This is a genomic window from Paraburkholderia sediminicola, from assembly GCF_046027825.1.
GTDB lineage: Bacteria > Pseudomonadota > Gammaproteobacteria > Burkholderiales > Burkholderiaceae > Paraburkholderia > Paraburkholderia sediminicola_D.
In genome coordinates this window covers 1-25188 of sequence record NZ_JAQQDU010000083.1, presented here as the reverse complement: position 1 = coordinate 25188, position 25188 = coordinate 1, and the positions used below count along the sequence as shown (strand labels likewise).

General features: G+C 63.2%; 20 protein-coding genes and 1 pseudogene. 12 read left to right on the top strand and 9 right to left on the bottom strand.

The window, feature by feature from the left end:
- Positions 1-76 precede the first annotated feature (76 nt).
- A complete protein-coding gene (locus PQQ96_RS32440; RefSeq protein ID WP_408300130.1) occupies positions 77-1012 on the bottom strand; it encodes an NAD-dependent epimerase/dehydratase family protein in 936 nt (311 codons plus the stop codon).
- A 116-nt stretch (positions 1013-1128) separates the two neighbouring features.
- On the opposite strand from PQQ96_RS32440, the gene PQQ96_RS32435 reads away from it, so the two are divergent.
- The 8 genes from PQQ96_RS32435 to hutG all read left to right on the top strand — a co-directional run bounded on the left by PQQ96_RS32435 (position 1129) and on the right by hutG (position 10747).
- Complete coding sequence (locus PQQ96_RS32435) at positions 1129-2025, top strand: LysR substrate-binding domain-containing protein (RefSeq protein ID WP_408300129.1); 897 nt, start codon at positions 1129-1131, stop codon at positions 2023-2025.
- 442 nt (positions 2026-2467) lie between these two features.
- Positions 2468-3991 (top strand): histidine ammonia-lyase, encoded by a 1524-nt coding sequence (gene hutH, locus PQQ96_RS32430; RefSeq protein ID WP_408300127.1) that lies wholly within the window; start codon positions 2468-2470, stop codon positions 3989-3991.
- A gap of 36 nt (positions 3992-4027) precedes the next feature.
- Positions 4028-4723, top strand: a complete 696-nt coding sequence (gene hutC / locus PQQ96_RS32425) for a histidine utilization transcriptional repressor HutC (protein ID WP_408300125.1) — start codon at positions 4028-4030, stop codon at positions 4721-4723.
- Between the two features lie 69 nt (positions 4724-4792).
- Positions 4793-6481, top strand: coding sequence for a urocanate hydratase (gene hutU / locus PQQ96_RS32420; protein ID WP_408300123.1), 1689 nt, complete (start codon positions 4793-4795; stop codon positions 6479-6481).
- Positions 6482-6483: 2 nt separating this feature from the next.
- Positions 6484-7098 (top strand): HutD/Ves family protein, encoded by a 615-nt coding sequence (locus PQQ96_RS32415; protein ID WP_408300122.1) that lies wholly within the window; start codon positions 6484-6486, stop codon positions 7096-7098.
- Positions 7099-7210: 112 nt separating this feature from the next.
- Positions 7211-8434: an imidazolonepropionase gene (hutI, locus tag PQQ96_RS32410; protein WP_408300120.1), complete on the top strand. Its 1224-nt coding sequence runs from the start codon at positions 7211-7213 to the stop codon at positions 8432-8434.
- 10 nt (positions 8435-8444) lie between these two features.
- The gene (locus PQQ96_RS32405) at positions 8445-9830 is read left to right on the top strand and encodes a formimidoylglutamate deiminase (RefSeq protein WP_408300118.1); all 1386 of its coding nucleotides are present in this window, start codon (positions 8445-8447) and stop codon (positions 9828-9830) included.
- A 95-nt stretch (positions 9831-9925) separates the two neighbouring features.
- Positions 9926-10747 carry an N-formylglutamate deformylase gene (gene hutG, locus PQQ96_RS32400; RefSeq protein WP_408300116.1) on the top strand — a complete coding sequence of 274 codons (822 nt, stop codon included), beginning with the start codon at positions 9926-9928 and terminating at the stop codon, positions 10745-10747.
- 304 nt (positions 10748-11051) lie between these two features.
- Here hutG and PQQ96_RS32395 read toward each other — a convergent pair whose 3' ends face one another.
- Positions 11052-11189 (bottom strand): hypothetical protein, encoded by a 138-nt coding sequence (locus PQQ96_RS32395; RefSeq protein ID WP_408300114.1) that lies wholly within the window; start codon positions 11187-11189, stop codon positions 11052-11054.
- Between the two features lie 315 nt (positions 11190-11504).
- Here PQQ96_RS32395 and PQQ96_RS32390 point away from each other — a divergent pair, with 315 nt between their 5' ends.
- On the top strand, positions 11505-12167 hold the full coding sequence (locus PQQ96_RS32390; protein WP_408300112.1) for a hypothetical protein: 663 nt from the start codon (positions 11505-11507) through the stop codon (positions 12165-12167).
- 63 nt (positions 12168-12230) lie between these two features.
- On the opposite strand, the gene PQQ96_RS32385 is transcribed toward PQQ96_RS32390, so the two are convergent.
- Positions 12231-12791, bottom strand: a complete 561-nt coding sequence (locus PQQ96_RS32385; protein ID WP_408300110.1) for a hypothetical protein — start codon at positions 12789-12791, stop codon at positions 12231-12233.
- A 111-nt stretch (positions 12792-12902) separates the two neighbouring features.
- Here PQQ96_RS32385 and PQQ96_RS32380 point away from each other — a divergent pair, with 111 nt between their 5' ends.
- Both PQQ96_RS32380 and PQQ96_RS32375 read left to right on the top strand, forming a co-directional pair.
- Positions 12903-13802 carry a helix-turn-helix transcriptional regulator gene (locus PQQ96_RS32380; protein ID WP_408300109.1) on the top strand — a complete coding sequence of 300 codons (900 nt, stop codon included), beginning with the start codon at positions 12903-12905 and terminating at the stop codon, positions 13800-13802.
- Between the two features lie 17 nt (positions 13803-13819).
- Positions 13820-15703: a DUF3857 domain-containing transglutaminase family protein gene (locus tag PQQ96_RS32375; RefSeq protein ID WP_408300107.1), complete on the top strand. Its 1884-nt coding sequence runs from the start codon at positions 13820-13822 to the stop codon at positions 15701-15703.
- Between the two features lie 95 nt (positions 15704-15798).
- Here the strand turns inward: PQQ96_RS32375 and PQQ96_RS32370 are convergent, their stop codons facing one another.
- From PQQ96_RS32370 to glgC, 5 genes are all read right to left on the bottom strand, one after another.
- Positions 15799-16950 (bottom strand): branched-chain amino acid ABC transporter substrate-binding protein, encoded by a 1152-nt coding sequence (locus PQQ96_RS32370; protein ID WP_408300105.1) that lies wholly within the window; start codon positions 16948-16950, stop codon positions 15799-15801.
- Positions 16951-17395: 445 nt separating this feature from the next.
- Positions 17396-17857 carry a hypothetical protein gene (locus PQQ96_RS32365; RefSeq protein ID WP_408300104.1) on the bottom strand — a complete coding sequence of 154 codons (462 nt, stop codon included), beginning with the start codon at positions 17855-17857 and terminating at the stop codon, positions 17396-17398.
- Positions 17858-18104: 247 nt separating this feature from the next.
- Positions 18105-18971, bottom strand: a complete 867-nt coding sequence (gene pdxY / locus PQQ96_RS32360) for a pyridoxal kinase PdxY (protein WP_408300102.1) — start codon at positions 18969-18971, stop codon at positions 18105-18107.
- Positions 18972-19204: 233 nt separating this feature from the next.
- Positions 19205-20665 carry a glycogen synthase GlgA gene (gene glgA / locus PQQ96_RS32355; RefSeq protein ID WP_408300100.1) on the bottom strand — a complete coding sequence of 487 codons (1461 nt, stop codon included), beginning with the start codon at positions 20663-20665 and terminating at the stop codon, positions 19205-19207.
- A gap of 104 nt (positions 20666-20769) precedes the next feature.
- Positions 20770-22035 carry a glucose-1-phosphate adenylyltransferase gene (glgC, locus tag PQQ96_RS32350; RefSeq protein WP_408300098.1) on the bottom strand — a complete coding sequence of 422 codons (1266 nt, stop codon included), beginning with the start codon at positions 22033-22035 and terminating at the stop codon, positions 20770-20772.
- Positions 22036-22452: 417 nt separating this feature from the next.
- On the opposite strand from glgC, the gene PQQ96_RS32345 reads away from it, so the two are divergent.
- Positions 22453-23616 carry an alpha/beta fold hydrolase gene (locus PQQ96_RS32345; RefSeq protein ID WP_408300096.1) on the top strand — a complete coding sequence of 388 codons (1164 nt, stop codon included), beginning with the start codon at positions 22453-22455 and terminating at the stop codon, positions 23614-23616.
- A gap of 222 nt (positions 23617-23838) precedes the next feature.
- Here PQQ96_RS32345 and PQQ96_RS32340 read toward each other — a convergent pair.
- A pseudogene (locus PQQ96_RS32340) lies at positions 23839-24835 on the bottom strand (LLM class flavin-dependent oxidoreductase).
- Positions 24836-25188: the final 353 nt, after the last annotated feature.

Here is a 25188-nt window from a genome sequence, read left to right as displayed (position 1 = left end):
TGCAACGCCTGGGCTTACACAGATTACGCCCCGGAGGACGTCCTCCTGGACGACGCCCAGAGGAAGCCCCCTCGGGTTACGCCCCGACAGAAGTCCCCTTGGGGGACATCATGTCGTGCTCGATCCAGTCGATCACTGAGCTACGTTTGGGCTGCCAGCCGAGCAGTTTGCGTGCGCGCTCACCGCGCACGCGGCTGTTCGAACCGAGTCCGTACGAAGCCATTTCGTAGCCCCATTCCTTTTGCGCTTCTTCAAGCGGCCAGTCTTGCGGCTTGCCGAGTTTCATCACGCGGGCGATCGCAGCGCTCATGTCGCGAAACGACGCTTCGCCGCTTTCGACAAAGTAGAAGGTGCCCGCCGGCGTCTTCTCCAGCGCGAGGCGATAGAGTTCGGCGACATCGTCGATATGCACGTTCGACCAGATGTTGCCACCGCTGCCCACGTGCCGCACGACACCGCTCTTCTGCGCCTGACGCACGAGCCGCGGCAACTGCACGCTTGCGCTGCCCGCCACGGCGCCGTGACCGTAGATCAGCGTGTTGCACAGAACCGCCGAGCGGATGTTCTGCTGCACCGCGTTGAGCACGAGTTGATCGATGGCGACGCGTGCCGCTTTATCCGCTGTCGGCGTGGGGAGGGCGTCTTCGTGATAGATGCGTGCCTCGCCGGCTTCAGAGCCCACTTCGCCGCCCGACGCATCGCCGACGATGCTCGAGCCGCTCGTATGCAGAAACGGCTTGCCGGAACCGGCGAGGCCGTCGATGAGCGCTTTCACCGCACCTTCATGGTCGCTGCTCGCCGCATTGATGACTGCGTCGGCGGCATGTGCTTCGGCGATCAGCAGGTCGCGATCGTCGAGCGTGCCGATGACGGGTTCGATACCGAGGCGTTGCAACTCAACGCTGTGTTCGTGGTTGCGGATCAAACCGCGCACCTGGTGGCCGGCGCGCACGAGGTGCGCCGCGATCGAACCGCCGATAAAGCCGCTTGCGCCTGTAATGAAAATCTTCAAGACGTTCTCCCTAGGGTGGAAACACTGGAAACACGATGACGTGCACGCAGTATCCGCCGTCTTGATTCTCGCAAAAAGCGTGTTAGTCTCAAATCAATCTTGATTTGAAATCAATAATGAAGACTTCTACCGACGAGTTACTGGTGTTCGTCACGGTGATCGACAGCGGTTCGATCACCGCGGCGGCGGAGAAATTGGGGCAGACCGTGTCGGGCGTGAGCCGGGCGCTCACGCGCCTTGAAAAGAAACTCGACACCGAGCTGGTACGGCGCACGACGCGCCGCATGCAACTCACCGAAGAGGGCGAGGCGTTTTTGCAGCGGGCGCGGGCGATTCTCGACGCGATGGAAGACGCCGAGGAATCCGTCACGCGAAGCCGCAAGCGCCCGTCGGGGCGCTTGCGTGTCGATGCGGCGTCGCCGTTCATGCTTCATTGCGTGGCGCCCCATATGACGGCGTTTTCGGCGCTGTATCCGGAGATTCGTCTGGAGTTGACCAGCAACGAGCGGATCGTCGATCTGCTCGAACAGAAGGTTGATATCGCGATCCGCATCGGCGCATTGCAGGATTCGACCTTGCACGCGCGTACTTTAGGCAGCAGCAAGCTGAGGGTGCTCGCCAGTCCGGCGTATCTGGCCGAGTACGGCGAGCCCAAGTCCGTCGAGGCGTTGCTGGCGCACCGGCTGATTGGTTTTAATGCGCCGGAGCATCTGAATCGCTGGCCGCTACGGGCAGGTGCGAAGGGTAAATCCGAGCCGCTCAAGATCGAGCCGGCGATCACCGCATCAAGCGGCGAGACGTTGCGGCAGTTGGCGTTGTCGGGATGGGGCATCGCCTGTCTCGCCGACTTCATGACCGCGGCCGACGTGCGCGAAGAACGGTTGGTGCCGATTCTCGGCAACGTGCTGGTGGATGAGCGGCAACCGGTGAGTGCGGTGTATTACCAGAGCGCGTCGCTGGCGGGGCGCGTGCAGTGCTTCCTGGATTTTATGGCGGCGCGGGTGCGGCTCTAGCGAATCCCCCGCCTGTAGTGCGTTTAAGCAAAGCCCGCGGCTCGTGTGAGCGCGGGCTTTTTTGCGTCGTCAGTGTGCTCTCCTATAACTGTTGAAGAGGCGCATCGAGGCGGGGGGGCACTGGCGCGCAGGGGAATGGGCGCACTGGCCGCCCCAACTGACCCAGCCGCCCCCGGCCGTCCACGGCCGGCGTGTTGAATCTTTTTGTCCGCTTGCCGCCATCCATTTTGAACGTGTATATACAAGTTATCTGTCGCGACGAACGAATGCGGTGTGGCGTGCGAGACCGCCCAAAACCCCGGTTCACGCGATAGGCATGCCTCGCAAGCACCCAGCCCTAATGGAAACCCCTAGGCCGGAAGCTGCAAAAACAAGTTGTATATACAAGCGGACGCCGCTAGACTTCCTCTTGAATTGTATAGACAAGACAGGACACAACACCATGATGATTCTGAAGCCCGGCTACCTGACCCTCCCGCAACTGCGCCAGATCGCACGCGAGCATGTCGCGCTGCAACTCGATCCCGCCAGCCACGCCGCCATCGACGCCTGTGCCAAAGCCGTCGCCGATATCGCCGCGAAGGGCGAACCGGCCTATGGCATCAACACGGGTTTCGGGCGCCTCGCCAGCACGCATATTCCGCATGACCAGCTCGAACTGCTGCAGCGCAATCTGGTGCTGTCGCACGCAGTCGGTGTGGGCGAGCCGATGTCGCGCCCGGTCGTGCGTCTGTTGATCGCGCTGAAGCTGTCGAGCCTCGGCCGCGGCCACTCGGGCATCCGCCGCGAAGTGATGGAAGCGCTGATCACGCTGTACAACGCCGACGTGCTGCCGGTGATCCCGGTCAAGGGTTCGGTCGGCGCATCGGGCGACCTCGCACCGCTCGCGCATATGTCGGCAACCCTGCTCGGCGTCGGCGACGTGCTCGCGAAGGGCGAGCGCATGCCGGCTACCGAAGGTCTTAAGCTGGCCGGCCTCAAGCCGCTCACGCTGCAAGCGAAGGAAGGTCTGGCGCTGCTGAACGGCACGCAAGCCTCAACCGCACTCGCGCTCTACAACATGTTCGCCATCGAAGACCTGTACCGCACCGCACTGGTGGCAGGCGCGTTGTCGGTGGATGCCGCGATGGGTTCGGTCAAGCCGTTCGACGCGCGCATTCACGAACTACGCGGCCATCAAGGTCAGATCGACGCAGCCGCTGCTTACCGTTCGCTGTTGGCCGGTTCGGCGATCAATGTTTCGCATGCCGATTGCGACAAGGTGCAGGACCCGTACAGCCTGCGCTGCCAGCCGCAAGTCATGGGCGCGTGCCTCGACCAGATGCGTCATGCCGCCGACGTGCTGCTGATCGAAGCGAACGCTGTCTCCGACAATCCGCTGATTTTCCCGGACACGGGAGAAGTGCTGTCGGGCGGCAACTTCCACGCTGAGCCGGTCGCGTTCGCAGCCGACAATCTCGCGATCGCTGTCTCCGAGATCGGCGCACTGGCCGAACGCCGCATCGCGCTCCTGATCGACGCGACGCTGTCGGGTCTGCCGCCGTTCCTCGTGCGCGACGGTGGCGTGAATTCGGGCTTCATGATCGCTCACGTGACGGCTGCCGCGCTCGCGTCCGAGAACAAGACGCTTGCGCATCCGGCATCGGTGGATTCGCTGCCAACGTCCGCGAACCAGGAAGATCACGTGTCGATGGCGACGTTCGCTGCGCGCAAGCTCGGCGACATCGCCGAAAACGTCGCGAACATCCTGTCGATCGAGTTGCTTGCCGCTGCGCAAGGCGTCGATCTGCGCGGGCCGTACAAGACCAGCCCGAGCCTGCAGAAAGCGATGGACGCAGTGCGCAAGGACGTCGCGCATTACGAGCTCGATCACTACTTCGCACCGGATATCGAGGCCGTCACGCGTCTCGTGCAAAACGGCACGATCGCGAAGCTGAGCCCGTTCTCGTTCGCGTCCGAACAGTAAGCTCGAACAACACGTATAAGCACGCTAATCAAGCCCATGAACGCACCGGCCTACCAGGGCATCAAGGACTTCATCCTCGGCCGCATTCATGCGGGTGAATGGGCTGAAGGCGACCAGGTACCCTCCGAAAACGAGCTCGCGCGCGAATTCAACGTCGCGCGCATGACGGTCAACCGCGCGTTGCGCGAGTTGACCTCGGAGCAGGTGCTGACGCGTGTGCAGGGTTCGGGCACCTTTGTGGCCCGGCCCAAGTACGAATCGACGCTGGTGGCGATCCGCAGCATTTCCGACGAAATCGTCGCACGCGGTCATCGCTATCAGGCGAAGGTGCTGCACATCGGCGCGAGCATTGCCGACGAAGCGCTTGCCGAAGAAATGCAGGTGAGCGCGGGCAGTCCGGTGTTTCATTCACGCGTGCTGCATTTCGAAAACGACGAGCCGGTGCAACTCGAAGAACGCTGGGTCAACCCGGCGGTCGCGCCCGAGTACGCGTTGCAGGACTTCACGAACACCACGCCGAATCAGTATCTGGTGCGCGTTGCGCCGCTGCAGCGCGTCGAGTACCGCATCGAAGCATTGGCTGCGGATGCCGATACGCGTGAGCTGCTGACGATGGATGAACTGGAACCGTGTCTCGTGCTGCATCGGCGCACGTGGTCGCAGAGCCAGGTCGCTTCGGTCGCCAATCTCTGGCATCCCGGCAGCCGCTATCGCTTCACCGGACATTTCTGATTTCGCCGCTTTTTAAGTCTTATTTCCCAGAACTTCTCCCGAACATTTTCAAGCATTCCGAGGGCCACCATGAACAACCCGAAACACATCGACCCGCGTCTGGACCCGACTCGCACGATCCGCGCACCGCGCGGCGCGGAAAAGACCTGCAAAACCTGGATCGCGGAAGCCGCGTACCGGATGATCCAGAACAATCTGGACCCGGAAGTCGCTGAGCATCCGCACGCACTGGTCGTGTACGGCGGCATTGGCCGTGCCGCGCGTAACTGGGATTGCTTCGATCAGATCCTCACCTCGCTGAAGGACCTGAACGAAGACGAGACGCTGTTGATTCAATCGGGTAAGCCGGTCGGCGTGTTCAAGACGCATGCGGACGCACCGCGCGTGCTGCTGGCGAATTCGAATCTGGTGCCGCATTGGGCAACGTGGGAACACTTCCACGAACTCGATCGCAAGGGCCTGATGATGTACGGGCAGATGACTGCGGGCAGCTGGATTTACATCGGTAGCCAGGGCATCGTGCAGGGCACCTACGAGACGTTCTTCTCGGTGGCGAACCAGCATTTTAACGGCGATCCGTCGGGCCGCTGGATTCTGACGGGCGGCCTGGGTGGCATGGGTGGCGCGCAACCGTTGGCCGCGACGATGGCCGGCTTCTCGATGATCGCGGTGGAATGCGACGAGTCGCGCATCGACTTCCGTCTGAAGACCCGTTACGTCGACAAGAAAGCGGCAACGCTCGACGAAGCGCTCGCCATGCTTGAAGAAGCGAAGAAAGCAGGCAAGCCGGTGTCGATCGGCCTGCTCGGCAACGCAGCGGACGTGTTCGCTGAATGCGTGACGCGTGGCATCACGCCGGATTGCGTGACCGACCAGACCAGCGCGCACGATCCGATTCACGGCTACCTGCCGCAAGGCTGGAATGTCGAAGACTGGCGCGAGCGTCAGAAAACCGTGCCGGACAGCATCATATTGCCCGCCAAGCAGTCGATGGCCAAGCAGGTGCAGGCGATGCTGACGCTGCAGGAGCGCGGCGCGGCCACGCTCGATTACGGCAACAACATTCGTCAGATGGCACTGGAAATGGGCGTGGAAAACGCCTTCGATTTCCCGGGCTTCGTGCCGGCGTATATCCGTCCGTTGTTCTGCGAAGGCAAGGGCCCGTTCCGTTGGGTCGCGCTGTCGGGCGATCCGGAAGACATCTACAAGACCGATGCCAAGGTCAAGGAACTGATCCCCGACGATCCGCATCTGCACAACTGGCTCGACATGGCGCGTGAACGCATTGCGTTCCAGGGCCTGCCGGCGCGGATCTGCTGGGTCGGCGTGAAGGATCGTTATCGTCTGGGCCAGGCGTTCAACGAAATGGTCAGGAACGGCGAACTGAAGGCGCCGATCGTGATCGGCCGCGATCACCTCGATACCGGTTCGGTGGCAAGCCCGAATCGCGAAACCGAATCGATGAAAGACGGCTCGGACGCAGTCAGCGACTGGCCGCTGCTCAACGCACTGCTGAACACCGCCGGCGGCGCGTCGTGGGTCTCGCTGCATCATGGCGGCGGTGTCGGCATGGGCTTCAGCCAACACTCGGGTGTCGTGATCGTCGCTGACGGTACGGATGCGGCGAAGGCGCGCCTCGGCCGTGTGCTGTTCAACGATCCGGCGACCGGTGTGATGCGTCACGCGGATGCGGGCTATGAACTCGCGCAGGAAACGGCGCGCGAGGCAGGCCTCAATCTGCCGATGCTGGGCCGCTGATCGTGGCGGTTGTCGAGAATAGGGCAACCACGACGCTCATCCGCGGCGCTGACCTCGTGGCGGCGCCGTGGAAGAACGGCGGCGGCGTCACGCGTGAAGTCGCCGCGTTCCCCGCGGGCGCGGGGCTCGATGCCTTCGTGTGGCGCGTGAGCATTGCCGACGTGGCGCAAGCGGGACCGTTCTCGCGTTTCGCGGGCATCGATCGCACGCTCGTGCTTTTGTCCGGCGCGGGGATGTTGCTCGACGAGAAGGTTGAAACCAGCACGACGAATACGCTCGCGTTGACTCAGCCGCTCGATATCGCGCAGTTTGCGGGCGAAGCGCAAATCGACGCACGCCTCGTTGAGGGCGCCACGCGCGACTTCAACCTGATGGTCCGCCGTGGCGCGGCCGTCGGCGAAACTGAAGTGTGGCGCGGTGCTACGCAACACACGTTGTCCGCTGACGTGGTGCTGTTGTTCTGCGCCAGCGGTTCGGTTTCGGTCACGCTCGGTGGCGAGGTTCAACCGCACGTGCTTGAAGCCGACGACACACTGCGCATCGACACACCGCGCGCGCTGTCATGCGCGGTTACAGGCACGGGCGCATTGCTCGCGATCAGCATCCGCTACACGTGATCACCGCAATGATGACGACGGTTCGCGCGCACGCTTAATGCTTGGCAAATAAAGCCTGGCCAAGCGCGCCGCGAACCACCACAGACACGCAACGAGCTGCAAAGAGCACGCGATGAAGCAAACCGTCTGGCATCACCTGAAACTTTGCCCCCAGGGCGACCCCGAACACACGCTGCCCGATGCCGCGATTGCCGTTGAAAACGACACGATCGCATGGCTCGGCGCGGCTTCTGAATTACCCGCTCAATACGCTGCATGGCCGCGCGAAGATTTGCACGGCGCGTGGGTGACGCCGGGTCTGGTCGATTGCCATACGCATCTGGTGTATGGCGGCCAGCGCGCGGACGAATTCGCGCAGCGGCTCGCGGGTGTCAGTTATGAAGAAATTGCGCGGCAGGGCGGTGGCATCGTCTCGACGGTGCGCGCTACCCGTGCGGCCGATGAAGACTCGCTGTTCCGCCAATCGGCCGCGCGCCTCGAACCGCTGCTTGCCGAAGGCGTCACGGCGATCGAAATCAAATCCGGCTATGGCCTCGATCTCGCCAGCGAGCGCAAGATGCTGCGCGTCGCGCGCCAGTTGGGCGAGCGCTATCCGGTGTCGGTCTATACGACGTTTCTCGGGGCGCACGCCTTGCCGCCGGAATTCGCGGGACGAGCCGATGCGTATATCGACGAAGTCTGCAACACAATGCTGCCCGCGCTGGCCGACGAGGGCCTGGTCGACGCTGTCGACGTGTTTTGCGAGCGCATCGGTTTTTCGCTGGAACAAAGCGAGCGCGTGTTTCAGGCCGCGGAGCGCTACAAGCTACCGGTGAAGATGCATGCCGAGCAATTGTCGAATGGCGGCGGCACCTCGTTGGCGGCGCGTCACCATGCGCTGTCCGCGGATCACCTCGAATTCCTCGACGAAGCCGGCGTCGCCGCAATGAAGGAGTCCGGTACGGTCGCCGTGCTGCTGCCCGGCGCGTACTACTTCATCCGCGAGACGCAATTGCCGCCTTTGGATTTGCTGCGGCGCTATCAGGTGCCGATCGCGATTTCCACCGACAGCAATCCCGGCACCTCGCCCACCACCTCGCTGTTGCTGATGATGAATATGGCGACCACGCTGTTCCGCATGACCGTGCCCGAAGTGCTGCAAGGCGTGACGTCGCATGCGGCGCGTGCGCTCGGCAAGGCGGATCAACATGGCTCGCTGGAAGCCGGGCGCGCGGCGGATTTCGCGGTGTGGTCGGTGGCAACGCTTGCTGAGCTGGCTTACTGGATTGGACGTCCGTTGTGCGCGCGAGTCGTGCGCGCCGGAGAGACGGTTTATACGCGGCGTGATTTGAGCTAGGGCCTGAGAGATGATGCAAACACAACAATCACTATTCGCCGATCACGCCTGGCTGTCCGACGGCTGGCGCCGCAATGTGCTGCTGGAATGGGACGCCAACGGCATGCTGACATCGGTTATGCCCGATACGGCGGTTGTTCCTGACGGTGTGCAAAAAGCTGCCGGCCCGGTGTTGCCTGGCATGCCGAATCTTCACTCGCATGCGTTTCAACGTGCGATGGCTGGCCTGACTGAGTATCGTGCGAACGCTACGGATAACTTCTGGAGCTGGCGCGATCTGATGTACCGCTTTGCCGCGCGGATCACGCCGGAAGGACTCGCCGCAGTCGCGCAGTGGCTGTACATCGAGATGTTGAAAGCGGGCTACACGTCGGTCTGCGAATTTCACTATGTGCACCATTCTCCGGATGGCAGCCGCTATGCGAATCCGGCGGAACTGGCGCAACGCGTGGTGGATGCGGCGTCGGCGAGCGGTATCGGCATGACGATGCTGCCCGTGCTGTATCAGTACAGCGGTTTCGGTTCACGCGCGCCGCGTAAAGATCAGCAGCGCTTCATCAACACGCCGGAGAGCCTGCTCGATCTGCTCGGCACGGTGCGCGCGGCGCGTCCTGAGAGCGCTGCGTTGCGCTATGGCGTCGCGCCGCATTCATTGCGCGCGGTATCGGCCGATTCGTTGCGTGCCTTGCTGAGCGGTATCGATAGCAGCGCGCCGGTTCACATCCATATCGCGGAGCAAACCGCCGAAGTCGACGCCTGCCTCGAAACGGAAGGCGCACGCCCGGTGCAGTGGCTGCTCGATCGCTTCGACGTCGATAGCCGCTGGTGCCTCGTGCACGCCACGCATGTCGATGCGAACGAAACGTTGGCACTTGCCAAAAGCGGCGCGGTCGCCGGTTTGTGTTTGACCACTGAAGCCAATCTCGGTGACGGCATTTTTCCGGCGCACGAATATCTCGACGCGCAAGGGCGCATCGGCGTCGGTTCGGATAGCCATATCGGCGTCGACTGGCGCTCGGAATTGCGTTTGCTCGAGTACGGCCAGCGCCTGACACGCCGGCAGCGCAATGTGCTGGCTTCGTCGCAGGCCACGCACGTGGCCGACCGTCTGTTTGCTGCCGCGCTCGACGGCGGCGCGCATGCCACGGGTCGCTCGGTCGGTGCCTTGCAAGCCGGCCGCCGTGCCGACTGGCTGGTACTCGATCCGGATCATTCGAGCATCGCCGAGCACGGGCCGGACGCCTGGCTCTCGGGCGTTGTATTCTGCGAGCATGGCGAGTCGCCGATTCGCGACGTCTACACGGGCGGCGACAAGGTCGTCGACAACCGCCAGCATCGCGACGAGGAGGGCGCTTACGCGCACTATCGTGGTGCGCTCGCCGATTTGCTCAAGTGACTTGCGACGGCGACTGGCGAAAGCGACATGTGCGCGTGAATTGCCGACTAAACTGAGCCTTCGACTTTTATCGATCCCATCGATTCCGGACTGACATGACTGCTTCGTCTACTGCAACTAATCCGCCGGTTTTATCGCTGCATCAGGGAAGCCTGCCGTTGCTGATTTCGATCCCGCATCTGGGCACGCAAATCCCCGCCGATATCGCCGCAACGATGACGCCAGCCGCGCAGCGCACCGACGACTGCGACTGGCACCTCGACCGTCTCTACGCGTTTGCGAAACGCATGGGCGCGTCGATCCTGGCGCCGACGTACGCGCGTTATGTGATTGACCTGAACCGTCCGCCCGATGGCGCCAATCTGTATCCGGGGCAGGACACCACCGGTTTGCTGCCTGTCGATACCTTCGACAAGGAACCTTTATATCTCGAAGGCCATCTGCCGACCGACGACGAAGTCGCCCGCCGGCGCGATGCTTACTGGAAGCCCTATCACGACGCACTGACGGGCGAACTCGCCGCGCTGAAGGCGAAGCACGGCAAGGTGCTGCTGTGGGAAGCGCATTCGATTCGCTCGCACGTGCCGCGTTTTTTCGAGGGACGTTTGCCGGATTTCAATTTCGGCACGTCGAACGGCGTGAGCGCGGTGGCGGGATTAGGCGAGGAACTGGCTGCTGTGGTCGAACGGCATGGCGGTTATTCTGCTATCGCCAATGGGCGGTTCAAAGGCGGGTATATCACGCGGCAGTACGGGCAGCCTGCGCAGGGTGTGCATGCGGTACAGCTCGAGTTATCGCAGATTACGTATATGGAAGAGCAGATGCCGTACGCGTATGACGAAAAGCTGGCTGCGAAAATCGAGCCTTTGCTGGAAGAACTGGTGTCGACGGCGCTGGCGCGCGTGAGCGCAGTTTGACCACGGCAGCTTAGCGGCGGCAGCTTGACGTCGCTGGCATCGCCAGTATTCACCTCATTTCATCTTCTCCACGCGGCTCACCGCGCTTCGCCTTCCGCGAGGCCGTGGCCGCGTCGGCTCACACCGCAAAGGTGTAACAGCATGTGTCCGTGATTGCATGCTGCGGCTTTCGCGCCGAACGTATAGAGCGTTGAAGATTTCGCTGAAAGGTTGACCTACGCCTCGTGGAAGCGGAGTGGCCACAAAAAAGCCCCGCTCGTGGCAGGGCTTTTCGATACGCGCCGTGTGCGGCGCTGCACACCGATCAGTGGCAGTGACGTTCCCAGTGATGGTGGACGCGCACCTTGTGGCATACGGGGTGATGATGCTCGTAAGCTTGGGCCGGAGCGATTGCGCTCAGGGCGACGACGGTTGCTGCGATGGCAAGAACAATCTTCTTCATTACAAAATCCTTAAATCATGGTGGTGGTGCAGACGTTACAGCACGATGCGTGCCGCAACGGTTCGGAAGGATGCCACACATCGCGCACGCAGCGGAGGAACGCTGACCGAATGCATGGGTCAACTCAAAACGCCGTGCTTCGTGGCGTTTTATCCCTAGGCAGCGGCGCGCAGTAGCGTGTCATTTCGACACGCCGACAGTCGCAACATGCGCGCGGGCATTGCGTGCCATGCGTTGAAGCGACTACCCTTTCAGAACGATGACGTGTGCGAGCGCGTCATCCATACATCGGGCAAAAAGATGGAAGACCCAGCGATGGAAGATTCCGACGAATTGCTGCTCCCGGTCTGGCGAGCGAACCTGGTGCTGCTGACCCGCGAAATTGGCGCCGCGACGCGCCTGGCGCGCATGATGACCTTTTCCGCCAGCTACCTGAAATTGATGCTGTCCGGCCAGCGCGAATTCAGCGAAGAGTTCGTGCGCGGGATCGAGGCCGTGACGGGCTTGCCGAATGGCTGGATGAACGCGCCGCATACGGAGCAGGACATACCGGCCAACGCGCGCGCGGCGATTGACAATGAACAGCCGCTAGCGCGGTTTCGCGGCACGGCGCATCCGGTGCGCAAGAAGACGGTGCTGCGGCCGCCCGAGCCGATTTTCGGCCAGGCACCGCCGAAGCGCGTGGAAGAAGAAACGATCGACGCCGAAGCACATCGGCGTCAGGCCCACTTCCGCAAAGTTCGTGATCTGGCCATGCAGGACGTGCGGCGTTTCGAGCGGCATTTGAGTCATGCGCCGGTGGACCTTGCGTCGATGCGAGCGAAAGTGGAGGACGTGATTGCCGCTGCCGATCTCGACGACCCGATTCAGGCTGACCTGGCCGGCCGGCTGGAGCAGATCGAAAAGCATCGGCACTTGCTGCTCAGGCATGTGGAGAGGCTGCAGGCTTTGCTCGGGCATATTGGAGAAGGGGACTGATGCCTGCAGTAGCGCGTTGTTGTTGTACGCAGGCTCGAGGCACTTGATCGCCTGATCGCCAGGTCACCGGTTTGCAACCTGACGCCTGCGCCGCGCGTGAAACTCCGCCTCGAGCGCCCACGTCACGCCGTCCTGCGCCAGCGCGACGCCGGTCCACCGGAATGAATCCCTCGTGATATCGGTGAAATTCCACCGAATCGGTGTGCCGTCAGCGTGCGTGCCGATCTGCACGAGATCATCGCCAATGCGCCGGCCTACCAGTTCATCGCGCTGACCGGTCCGCGGATTGAGGTAGGTCACGCGCCACGCCCGCAGCGCCGGGTCCCACGCCCGCAGCGTGGTGCCGTACATGGTGTCGGCGGGCGCGTGGTCCGCATGGCGCTCGCTGCGTGGCGGCATGATCCACACGTCCTGTACGGCGCGGCCTTCCAGTACCCAGCCGAAATGGATCTCGCCGCGGCGGCGCGCGTTGCCGAGGTCGACGCGGTAATGCAGCACGTCCATGTCCCAACTGCCGATCAGCCAGCCGTAGACGTCGTCGGCGGCATCGATATCGGCGGCGCGCGCCGGGGCGGTCAACGCGGCGTGAAAACCGCGCTCGAGGGTGTCGTCCAGCATGTTCATCGTGTGTGCGCTCCTTCGGGGGTTCGGTGACAGCGCCATCGCCGGAACGGCCAAAACCGCGCCGGCCGCCGATGTGCTAAAACGACGATACGGACTCAGCCGAGGTGCATCTTGGGGAAAATTGCCGTCACTTTGCAGCAGGCGCTCGCGCAACGCGCACGGGAAGGCACGCGTGGCAGCGCAACCGCGCGCCCGTTGGCCCAAGGCGGCGGCTGGGACGTCGCGGACGTCCTTTGCACCTTCGGCCCACGCGACCAGCCGTTCGAAGAGCGGCACGCCGGCGTGTGCATCGCGATGGTGGTGGCCGGTGCGTTCGGCTACCGGGCAGGGACGGGGCGTGAGTTGCTCACCCCCGGCGCGTTGCTGCTCGGCAATCCGGATGACTGTTTCGAGTGCGGCCATCGGCATGCGGCCGGCGATCGCTGCATCGCCTTTCGCTATGCACCCGCGTACTTCGAGCGGCTTGCCGCGGACGCGGGCATCGCGAGCGGCAATCTGAAATTCAGGCGCGCGCGCGTTCCGTCGCTGCCCGCGTTGTCCCCGCTGATCGCGCGGGCCTGTGCCGGCGCTTCGGATACCGGCGACGCGGTGTGGGACGAACTCGCGGTCGAACTGGCCGTCTCGACGCTCAGGGCGGCGGGCGCATTGACGCGTGCGGAATCGCCTGCAAGCCCCGCAGCCTGGTCGCGCGTGGCTCAGACCGTGCGCCTGATCGACGAGACGCCTGGCGCGCCGCATACGCTCACGAGCCTCGCTGTCGCGGCAGGCCTGAGCGAGTTCTACTTCCTGCGCACGTTCCAGCGTGTGACCGGCGTGACGCCGCATCAATATGTGCTGCGGGCACGTTTGCGGGCGGCGGCGCTGCGTCTTCAGGACGACAGCGCGAAGGTCGTCGATATCGCGCTCGATTGCGGCTTCAACGATCTGTCGAATTTCAATCACGCGTTTCGCGCGGAGTTTGCGTCGAGTCCGCGTGCGTGGCGCGCGCGGGGCAGGGCGCGTGGTGCATGACGCGGTGTGCTGCGTTAATGAAGCTGGCCGCCGCATTGGCGCTGATTGGGTGCGCAGCCGCCTCGCAGGCTGAGGGCGGTTCCGCAAGCACCACCAGCCCCTCCAGCGACGACCTCTCGCCCTCGACGACGGAGCGCGACGTCCATCTCTTCGTGATCCAGAAAGACGGGTCCGTCGAAGAACACGACGACACGGTCCTGCGGGCCAACACGACGAGCGGCGTCGACGATATCGCGCAACGCTACGTGTGGTTCAACAAGGACATCGAGCAGGTTCAATTACTGAGCGCGGAAACGATCGACCCGAACGGTGTCGCGCATCCGGTCGGCCCCGAGGCGATCCGCGACGTGCAGGAACCCCGCTCGGCGGGCGCGCCGAGTTTCGAAGACGGGGTATTGCGCACGGTGATCTTTCCGGGTGTCGAACCTGGCTCGCGCGTGCATCTGGCGTTTCGCAAGACGCGTTCGAAGCCCCTGCAGGCCGGCACGTTCGCGTACCTGGTCGAACCGACGCGCGACCCCGTCGAGATGCAGCGGCTGATCTTCGACCTGCCCGCCGATGTGCCGCTGTATGCCGATGCGCGCGGCTATATCGCGCTGCCGCCCGTCACGGAAAACGGACGCACCCGCTACGAGTTCGACTACCGGCACGGTCCGTATGCGCCGCTCGAAGCGGGTGCAGTGGGCTATGCAAACTGGGGCGACCGGTTGATGGTGTCGACGGTGCCTGACTTCGCGAGTTTCGCCGTGCGTTATCGCGGTCCTGCTGCCGACGCGACAATGAACGACCCGGCGATCGTGCAACTCGCGCAGAGCCTGACCGCCGAGGCCGGCGACCCGCGCGCGAAAGCGCGGATCCTGTACGACTGGATGCGCCTGAATATTCGCTACGTCGCGCTGTTTCTCGGCGAGACGGCGGCGATCCCGCATAGGGCGATCGACATCCTGCACAACCGCTATGGCGACTGCAAGGATCACGTCGCGTTGTACAGCGCGCTCCTCGCTGCGGTAGGCATCCACAGCGAGGCCGTGCTGCTCAATCTCGGGCCGTACTACAGTTTGCCGTCCGTGCCGGGGTATGGCGAAAGCGCGATCAATCACGCAATTGTCTGGATTCCTGAGTTGTCGCTGTATGCGGATACGACGGCGGGTGGCGTCGCTTTTGGGTATTTGCCGCCAGGCGTGATGGACCGACCCGTTCTGCTGGTCGACGACGGCGTGTTATCGCGTACGCCGGCCACGCAGTTGCGTGAGCGGACGGCGCGCCTGCAAATTGACGTCGATGAGAATGGGGCGGCGAATTACGCTTACCGCGTGGAAGATGACGGCTACACCGCGGAGCTGGAACGCAACACGTTTCGGCGGGCAACACGGCAGCGCACGCAACAGATCGCGGCGAATCGTCTATTGCTGACCGGTTTGCATGGCACCGCGCAGTTGCGCACGAGCGACGTGGCCGCTACAGACGGACCGTTTTCCACCTCGATGCAGGGAACGGTCGAGCACTTTGTCTGGACCGACGGCACGACCGCCGTACCGGCCTTGACGAGCTTGTCCGGCGGAATGGCGGGGCAGGTGCAGGCGTGGCTCGCGGAGCCTGCCAGAACGCAGCCATGGGCTTGCGTTGGCGGGAACTTCGACGAGACGTTGGAAATGACGCTGCCGCGCTTCGTTCGGGTAACCGACGTGCCGCCGGATGCCACGGTGAACGATCGTTTCTTCGAATTTTCTTCCCGCTACGTGTTCGATCCCGCCGCGCGGGTCCTGCAGGTCAGGCGACACCTTCGAGCCGCGTTTGGGCATCAGATGTGCTCGGCCGATGAATTTGCCGGCGTGAAGGACGATCTGGTCCGCATCGAGCGGGATCTCGATGCCGAGGTGGTGGTGAAGGTTGTCAAATAGGCACGGGTGGCATCGGCGGTGCCAGTGGCAGCGGCGGTAAAAAGCACCGCCACTGCCGCACGAACAACCGCGCCGCGATGGGTAAAAGAAGACGCTTAACTTCCGCTCTTGGTCACGATCGGAACCCACGCCCCGTTCTTGACCTGGTACAGCGTGGAAGCGCCGCTCTTCAGCGCGCCGGTGTTGTCGAACGAAATCTTCCCGGTCACGCCGTCGTAATCGATCGCTTTGAGAACAGGTCGATAAACCGCTGGCGAGGTGGATTTGGCCTGCTGCATCGCCCTGATTGCGGCCCATGCCCCGTCATACCCAAACGGCGCGTACGACAGGATATCCACTCCAAACCGCTTCTTGAACTTCGCGGAAAAGTCCTTGCCGCCCGGCAATTGCGCCAACGGTCGGCCGTATTCCCAGGCCATCGCGCCTTCAGACGGGTCGCCGGCGAGCTTGATGAAGTCCTCGTCCATCACGCCGCCACCGCCCACCAGTTGCGCGTTCACGCCCAATTGCTTCATCCGCTTCGCGAAACCCGCCGCCTGGGTATCCAGGCCGCCGAAGAAAATCAGATCCGCATTGGCCGCCTTGATCTTGGTGATCTGCGTGCTGAAGTCCACCGCGTGATTGTCGGTGTATTCGCGCGTCACGATGTTGCCGCCATGCGCCTTCACCGCCTTCTCGAACTCGTCGGCCTCGCCTTGGCCGAACGCGGTGCGGTCGTCGATGATCGCGATGCGTTTAGCCTTCGTCACCTCTACGGCGTAGACGCCCGCGTTGCCGGCGTTCTGCGCATCGGTGGAAATCACCATGAAGGTGTTCGCGAAGCCACGTCCGGTAATGGTCGGATTGGTCGCGGCCGGATCGATCACCGGAATGCCGGCCTGCTCGTACACCTGCGAGGCGGGAATCGTCGTGCCCGAATTGAAGTGGCCCACGACCGCCGATACGCCCGCGTCAACCAGCTTCTGCGCGGCCTGCACGCCGATGCGCGGGTCGGCCTGGTCGTCCTCGGAGACGAGCTGGAATTGCGCGACCTTGTCGCCGATCTTGATCTTCTGCGCGTTGGCTTCTTCGATTGCAAGCCGGACACCGTTTTCCAGATCCTTCCCATAGCCTGCATTGGCGCCTGTCAGCGGCGCGGCGAAGCCGATCTTCACCGGCAGGTCGTCGGCGAAACTGGCCAGCGGCGCGATCGCGAAGGCAGCGCCAACAAACAGAGCAAGCGGTTTCAGCGTGTTGCGAAGACTCATGGTGTCTTTCTCCATCGACAGTTTCAGGTGTGAAAGCGGCAAGACGGTAACGTTGGATCGACGCGCAACTTGGGCGACGCGAAGAGGCGTTCACATGCCGGTCAATCTGGCACGAATATAGAAAGCCAATTTGCGACCGTCTTGGCAGTTCACAACGCTTTGAATGAGCATTTCGGCATAGGCCGCGCTGTGCTTAGGCTGGCGGCCGGTCCGCGGCGGAGCGCGGGTGCGGATTACGGCATATGCTTAAAAAGGAGGATGACCCTGTCCGCTGAAGAAGCGAAGGGGAGGCGGCCGGCAGAAGCGGCTCAGGAAACCGGCGCGAGCGCGCCGGTTTGACTGCGGCGGCACGGTCACGGAAACAGATTTCCGCGACCGTGCCAGCGATAATGCAAGAAACGGCCGAAGCGCTAAATACGACTGGCCACCCGCTAAAGCAACGCCTTCAATGCTCGCCTTGCTGGCGCAGCAACTCTTCACGCAGACGCAGGAGGGGCGCCTTGGTCTCGTCGTCGGCCCAGGTATCGAGATCGTCGATCGCGCGCTGGCAGCCGTCGAGCACCAGGTCGATATCCACCGGCACGCCGTTGTTCAACGCGAACTCGATAGTCTCGGCGAACTTCTGGCACTCGTCTTCGCCGTACGAAATGTCGAGGTTGTCGGCGATCACTTCGGCGATGTTGCTGCGCGCCTTGTCGTCGGCCGTCACCATCTCGACGATGCCGCGCGCCACCGCCGGCGAATAGTAAAGCGCGATGTCGAGCCACTGTGCGGGATCGAAGTCGGCCTGGTCGAACTGGTTCTCGAAGAACTCGATCGCTTCCTGCTCGTGCGCTTCGTCCGCGTCGACGCTTATGCACAACTGTTCAAAAAATTCTTCCCGCTCGCTGCGGATATAACCGTCCATCGATGCCTCGTCTGCTGAATGCCGGATGCCTGACACCCGGACGCCAGATGCCCGGACGCCAGCATGCCGGGCGCCCGGATACCGGATGCCTGAAAAAATGCGGTGCGGGCGGGTGATTGCCTCGCCCACGCGGCACGCATTATAGGACGCCCCGCTGACAAACGTGGCTCGCGCGCCGGGTGCGGGTTCGGCTGGCAACTGACGGGGTGCACCGGTGCGTGTCGAGCCGCGCCTGGATGCCAGGCGCCTACGCCGTCTCCGCGACCCAGGCGTCGAACCATTCACGCGGTTGCGCGATTTCGTTCTGTGCGGCCACCAGCTCCAGCTCGTAGCGTCCAGCCTGCCACGTCGCTTTCACCACCGCGTTCACGGCGGCCAGCGTGTGCTCGAAGGCCGCGCGGATCGAATCGCCCAGCAGCGTGCGCGCGACAAACACCGCGCTCGTCAGATCGCCGACGCCCACCGGCTGCCGCGCGAACGGGTAGAGCGGACGCTGCCCCATCCAGGCCTCGCGCTCGGTGACGACCAGCATGTTGAAACGGTCGGCGGGGCTGTTGCGGTCGAGCAGATGTTTGACCAGCATGAGTTTCGGTCCGCGGGCGATGACCTCGCGGCACGCGGTCACGGCTTCTTCGAGCGTGTCGATCTCGCGGCCCACGAGACGTTGCAACTCGGTATGGTTCGGCGCCATGGCGTCGGCCACCTCCGGCATGGTGCGCACCAGAAATTCCTGGATGCCCGGCTCGACCTTGCAGCCGCTCGCGGCACCCATGACCGGATCGCAGAAGTACCACGCGCGCGGATTGGCGGCCTTCACGGCCTTGACGATCTCCAGCACCGCTTGCGCCTGCTCGGGCGTGCCCAGATAGCCGGACAGCACGGCGTCGCAGCGCGGCAGCATGCCGATCGCGCCAATCCCTTCGATAAGCGCTTCCATTTGCGAAGCCTCGATCGCACCGCCGGTCCAATGACCGTACTGCGTATGGTTCGAGAACTGGACGGTATTGAGCGGCCAGACGTTGACGCCGAGCCGGCGCATCGGAAATTCGGCCGCGCTGTTCCCGGCGTGCCCGAAGACGACATGTGACTGGATGCTCAGAACGTTTTTCGTCATGGTGTGGCCCGCGCAAGCGATCATGCGCGATCAATGAGAACGGAAAGATGGCCGCGGTAACGAACCGGCCTTGGCCGGGCGCCCGAAGCGGCGTGGCTGTATCAGATGGTGCAAGAAAAACGCGTGATCTGCATACTCAGGAAACAATACATGAGTTTGTCACACGCGAGTTGATCCGGCCCCGTGTTGTTGGGCCGATTGTTGCGCCGAACCATCAAAAGGACGGCGTGGAATCAGACGAGTTCGCGATACAGCGCCAGATAGCGCTCGGCGGAGGCACTCCAGCCGAAATCCTGATGCATCGCGCGACGTTGCGCGGCTTTCCACTCGGTGCGGCGGTCATGGAGCGCAAACGCCCGGCGGATCGCCGCCGTCAGCCCCGTCGGCTCGAATCGTTCGAACACGAAGCCGGTGGCGAGATCGTCGGCGAGATTCTCGAGCGACGCGTCGACCACCGTGTCCGCCAGGCCGCCGACACAATGCACGAGCGGCAGCGACCCATAAGCTAGCGCGTAGAGTTGCGTCAGCCCGCATGGCTCGAAGCGCGACGGCACCGCGATCACGTCGCTGCCGGCGATGATCGTATGCGCGAGTGTTTCGTCGAAACCCAGCTCGACCGCCACCGATTCCGGATGCGTGTGCGCCACGCGTTTCAAACCGTTTTCGAGCGCCGGGTCGCCGGTGCCGAACACCACGAGCTGGCCGCCGCGTTTGACAATCTCCGGGACCGTCTCGAGCAGCAGGTCGAGGCCTTTCTGTTCGGTCAGCCGGCTCACCACGCCGAACAGCAGCGCATCGCTTTTTTGCGCGAGGCCGAAGCGCTTCTGCAGCGCCTCCTTGCAGGCCAGTTTGCCGGCCAGACGGGTATCCGTGTAGTGATCTTCGAGCAAGGCGTCGGTGGCGGGATTCCACACTGAGTAGTCGACGCCGTTCAGGATGCCGCTCAGATCGTGCGAGCGATGGCGCAGCAACCCGTCTAGCCCGCCGCCCTGGGCGAGTGTCTGGATTTCGCGGGCGTAGGTCGGGCTGACGGTAGTGATGCGGTCGCTGTAATAGAGGCCTGCCTTGAGAAACGACAACTGTCCATAGAATTCGACGCCGCGCATGCTGAAGAAGTCATCCGGCAGCGCCAGCTGGCCGAACTGGTGCGCCGGAAAAACGCCCTGATACGCGAGGTTGTGCACCGTGAAGACGCTGCGCGCGAACGAGCGCCCGTGCTGCCGTTCAGCCGCTTTCAGATAGGCGGGCGCGAGGCCGGCATGCCAGTCATGCGCGTGGACGATCTGCGGCGCCCACGCCGGGTCGAGGTGCTGCGCCAGTTGCGCGGCGACCCAGCCGAGCAGGGCGAAGCGTTGCGCATTGTCGCCGTACGGCACATGTTCGTCGTTCAGATAGGGGTTGCCGGGCCGGTCATACAGCGTGCCCGCGCGGATCACATAGACGATCAGGCCATTCGACGGCAGCGTGCCCTGTTCGAGCGTGACGCCCGGCGAGTCAAAACGGCGGCCCAGTTGCGCCACCGGACGCAGGTCGGTCAAACCGGCGACCACCGCCGGAAAGCCGGGCAGCAGCACCCGCACATCGGCGCCGCGCTCGATCAGCGCGGGCGGCAACGCGCCCGCGACGTCGGCGAGACCGCCCGTTTTGAGGAGGGGATACAGCTCGCTTGCGACGTGCAGGGCGCGAATCGTCATAGGCTCGGTCTCGTTCCTGTTAGTGCGGGTGTGCGTACGCTTTGCTTACGCGGCAAGACGGACTGCGGCAATGCCCGCCCGTGCGTTTGCCGTCCCGGCGAGGATCACGTTCCTTTCTGCCGCAGCGCTTCGGGCGTGACCAGTACTACGCCGTCCTCGGTGCGATAGAAGCGTTGGGCGTCGCTCACCGGATCTTCGCCGATCACCGTGCCGTCCGGAATGGTGCAGCCGCGGTCTATCACCACTTTTTGCAGCCGGCAGCTCGCGCCGACGGTGACCTGCGGCAATAAGACTGCCTCATTGATATTACAGAACGAACTCACTTTCACGTTCGACGACAGCACCGAGCGGGAAATCTGCGAACCGGAAATCACACAGCCGCCGCAGACGATCAGATTGTTGCCGGTGCCTTGCAGACCTTTCATGTCGCGTACGAACTTGGCGGGCGGCAACTGTTCCTGATACGTCCAGATCGGCCAGTTGCGGTCGTACAGGTCGAGCGTCGGGATGGTGGAGGCCAGGTCAAGGTTTGCTGCCCAGTAGGCGTCGATCGTGCCGACGTCGCGCCAGTACGGCTCCACGGTCGGGTCCGACGACACGCACGACATGCTGAACGGATGCGCGATCGCCGTGCCTTGCGTGACGACGCGCGGCAGGATGTCCTTGCCGAAGTCGTGTTCGGTCTCGACGCTCGAGATGTTCTCTTCAAGCAGCGAATACAGGTAATCGGCACTGAACACGTAGATGCCCATGCTGGCGAGCGCCGAATCCGGGCGGCCCGGCATGGCGGGCGGATCGGCGGGTTTTTCGACGAAGCCGGTCACGCGGCGGTTTTCATCGACCGCCATCACGCCGAAGGCCACCGCGTCCATGCGCGGCACCTCGATGCAGCCGACCGTGCAATCCGCGCCGCTTTCCGCGTGATCGGCAATCATGCGCGTGTAGTCCATCTTGTAGATATGGTCGCCCGCCAGCACCACCACGTATTTCGGCCGGATCGAGCGAATGATGTCGAGATTCTGGAACACCGCGTCCGCAGTGCCGCGGTACCAGTGGGCGCCTTCCACACGTTGCTGCGCCGGCCAGAGGTCGATGAATTCGCCGAATTCGCCGCGCAGGAAGCCCCAGCCGCGCTGCAGGTGGCGCAATAGCGAGTGCGCCTTGTACTGCGTGACGACAGCGATGCGCCGGATGCCGGAGTTCAGACAATTGGAGAGCGCGAAGTCGATGATCCGGTATTTGCCGCCGAAGTGCACCGCCGGTTTGACGCGCTTGTTGGTAAGCGGCCCGAGCCGCGTGCCCCGTCCGCCCGCGAGGACGATGGCGAGGGTAGTGCGTTGCAGATCGTTCAGCCGTGCCGGAGTTTCCATGTCTGTCTCCTGATTAGTATGCCCCGGATGTCCTGTTCGCCTTGTTCTGTTCCGCTGCGCGCTGCCATTGATTCGTGCTGCCAGGCGGGTCCGTCTTCGCGGTCCGTCTGCTAGTTCTAGCACTGATTTGCCGCGGACGAATAGTCTGAATTGTGCGGATGCCGCTCGCGCACCCGCATTGCGCACGATCAACCCATGCACGGGGCGACTCCGTGCGGCACGACACATTGTGCGTGAGGTGAGCCGCCGCAATATGCGTGCCACACCGGCCGGTGCCGCTATGAGCCTGCGCGCGCGGCTGCACAGTCTGGCGGCGCGTCGTAGAATCGTCCGCTCCGAACGGGGTTCGGGCGTTGGCTTGCTAGCGCGCGCGGCCTGCATGCTTCCCGTTGATTTCTCTTTGCAAGAAAACGATCGATGAATTTTCGCCGCCAGTCTTTGTTCGCCATGCTGAGCGCCTGCGTGCTCGCCGCCGCGCCAGGTGTTTTCGCCGCCACGCCAGCCAGCGGGGCCGTTGCGAATCGTTCTGTTAGTCCTGTTCGTCCCGTAAGTGCCGTTAGTCCTGTTAGTCCCGCTAGTCAGCCGGGTTCCACGGCAGGCGGCGCTGGGCCGGCTGCCGCCGTCGACAACAGCGGCCCGGCGTACGGCCCCGAGTTGCAGGGATTCAACTATCCGGCGCCGGTCGAGCAGTACGACTTCACGTCACAAGGCGTGGCGCTGCATATGGCGTACATGGATATCAAGCCGGAGCACGCGAACGGCCGCACGGCTGTGTTGCTGCACGGCAAGAACTTCTGCGCGGCGACGTGGGACGCGACCATTCATCGTCTGAGCGACGCCGGTTATCGGGTGATCGCGCCGGACCAGATCGGCTTTTGCAAATCGAGCAAGCCCGAGCACTATCAGTACAGCTTTCAGCAACTCGCGCGCAATACGCATGTGTTGCTCGCATCGCTTGGCGTGACCGACGCGACCGTGATCGGCCACTCGACCGGCGGCATGCTTGCGATCCGCTATGCGCTGATGTATCCGCATGAGACTCAGCAACTGGTGCTGGTCAATCCGATCGGTCTTGAGGACTGGAAGGCGAAGGGTGTCCCGTCGTTATCCGTCGACCAATGGTACGAGCGCGAGCTGAAGACGACTGCAGACAGCATTCGCCGCTACGAGCAGGCGACCTACTACGCCGGCCAGTGGCGCGCCGACTATGAACCGTGGGTGCAGATGCTTGCCGGGATGTACCGGGGCCCGGGCAAACAGGTCGTGGCGTGGAATTCCGCGTTGCTGTACGACATGATTTACACGCAACCGGTGGTGTATGAACTGGGCCACCTGAGCATGCCGACGCTTTTGCTGATTGGCCAGAAGGACACGACCGCGATTGGCAAGGATGCCGCGCCACCGGAGGTGCGCGCGAAGATCGGCCATTACCCGGAACTGGGCAAGGCTGCTGCCAAGGCGATTCCGCACGCGACGCTCGTCGAATTCGCCGAATTGGGGCACGCACCGCAGATGCAGGACCCACAGGCGTTTCATAAGGCGCTGCTGGATGGGTTGGCGGCGGTGCCGGCTAATCGGTGAGTTTCAGCGCGCCGTTTGAGTGTTGGCCGAATTTCGAGCCAGGGCGTGAGCTTGAGTTGAAGCCTTGAATCGAGCTTGAACTCGCATGGCCTGACCGGGTGTGGTGATGAACGCGGCGGGGCGACCCGATGTTCATGTATTGAGGGCAGCCATCCAATCGGCGAAAAAAGAAGGGCGGCCTTTACTGATACAGGTCGCCCTTCTTGTTACTTGTCGGCGTTGTTACTTAACGGCGCCCAACTCTTCGCGTACTTGCGCGCCGATTTCGAACGACCGCACCCGCGCTTTGTGGTCGTAGATCTGTGCGGTCAACATCAATTCGTCCGCGCCCGTCTGATCGATAACAGATAGCAGTCCTTCGCGGACCACATCGCGATCGCCGATCACGGAGCAGGCGAGCGAATGCGCGACGCCGTTCAACTCCATCTCCGACGCTTCAAGCCGCTCGACTGGCGGCTGCAACTGACCGGGCGTGCCGCGCCGCAGATTGATGAACTGCTGCTGTAGCGACGTGAACAGACGCCGCGCTTCTTCGTTGGTATCGGCTGCGAAAAGATTGACGCCGACCATCGCGTAGGGCTTATCGAGCGTCGCCGACGGACGAAATTGTTCGCGATAGACCTTGAGCGCGGTGAACATGTGAATCGGGCGCGAAGTGCGACGCGAACGCGAACGGCAGACCGAGTGCCGCAGCCAGTTGCGCGCTGTATAGCGACGAGCCGAGCAGCCACAGCGGCACATGCAGACCTGCGCCGGGGACCGCGCGAATGCGCTGGCCTGGCACGGGGTCGGCGAAATAGCGTTGCAACTCGACGACGTCGTCGGGGAAGGACTCTGCGCTATTTTGCAGATCGCGGCGCAGCGCGCGGGCGGTGTTCTGATCGGTGCCGGGTGCGCGGCCGAGGCCCAGGTCGATGCGGTTCGGGTAGAGGGAGGCGAGGGTACCGAACTGTTCCGCGATGACGAGCGGTGCGTGGTTCGGCAGCATGACGCCGCCGGAGCCGACGCGGATTGTCTTTGTGCCACCGGCGACGTGGCCGATCACCACTGCGGTGGCCGCGCTGGCGATGCCGGTCATGTTGTGGTGCTCTGCGAGCCAGAAGCGGCGGTAGTGCCAGCTTTCCGCGTGCTGGGCGAGGTCGAGGGTGTTTCTGAACGCGTCGGCGGGGGTGGCGCCTGCGGCGACCGGTGCCAGGTCGAGAACCGAGAAGGGGATCATTTTCTCTTCATTTGATGTTTCGGGCGCTTTCGCGCGATGGGGCATTGTGGCAAAGGTTTGGGTTTTCTGCTGATGGGTGGGGGATGTCCACGTTCGTGGAAGGGTTGGGTTTTTGCCTGTTCAGGCTGGGGGTGCCTGCGCGGCGCTTGTTTCGTCTGTTTGCCTGCGGCGTTGGGCCTTGCCTGGATTGTTTGCCTGCGGGGCGCTTGTTGTCTGTATGCCTACGGCGTTGGCCTTTCCTTGATTTGATATTGGATTATTAGCGTTGCCCCTGTGCGGGGCGGGCACCTACTTTTCTTTGCCTGCCGCAAAGAAAAGTAGGTAAAAGAAAGCGGCTCGAACCCCCTGCTAAG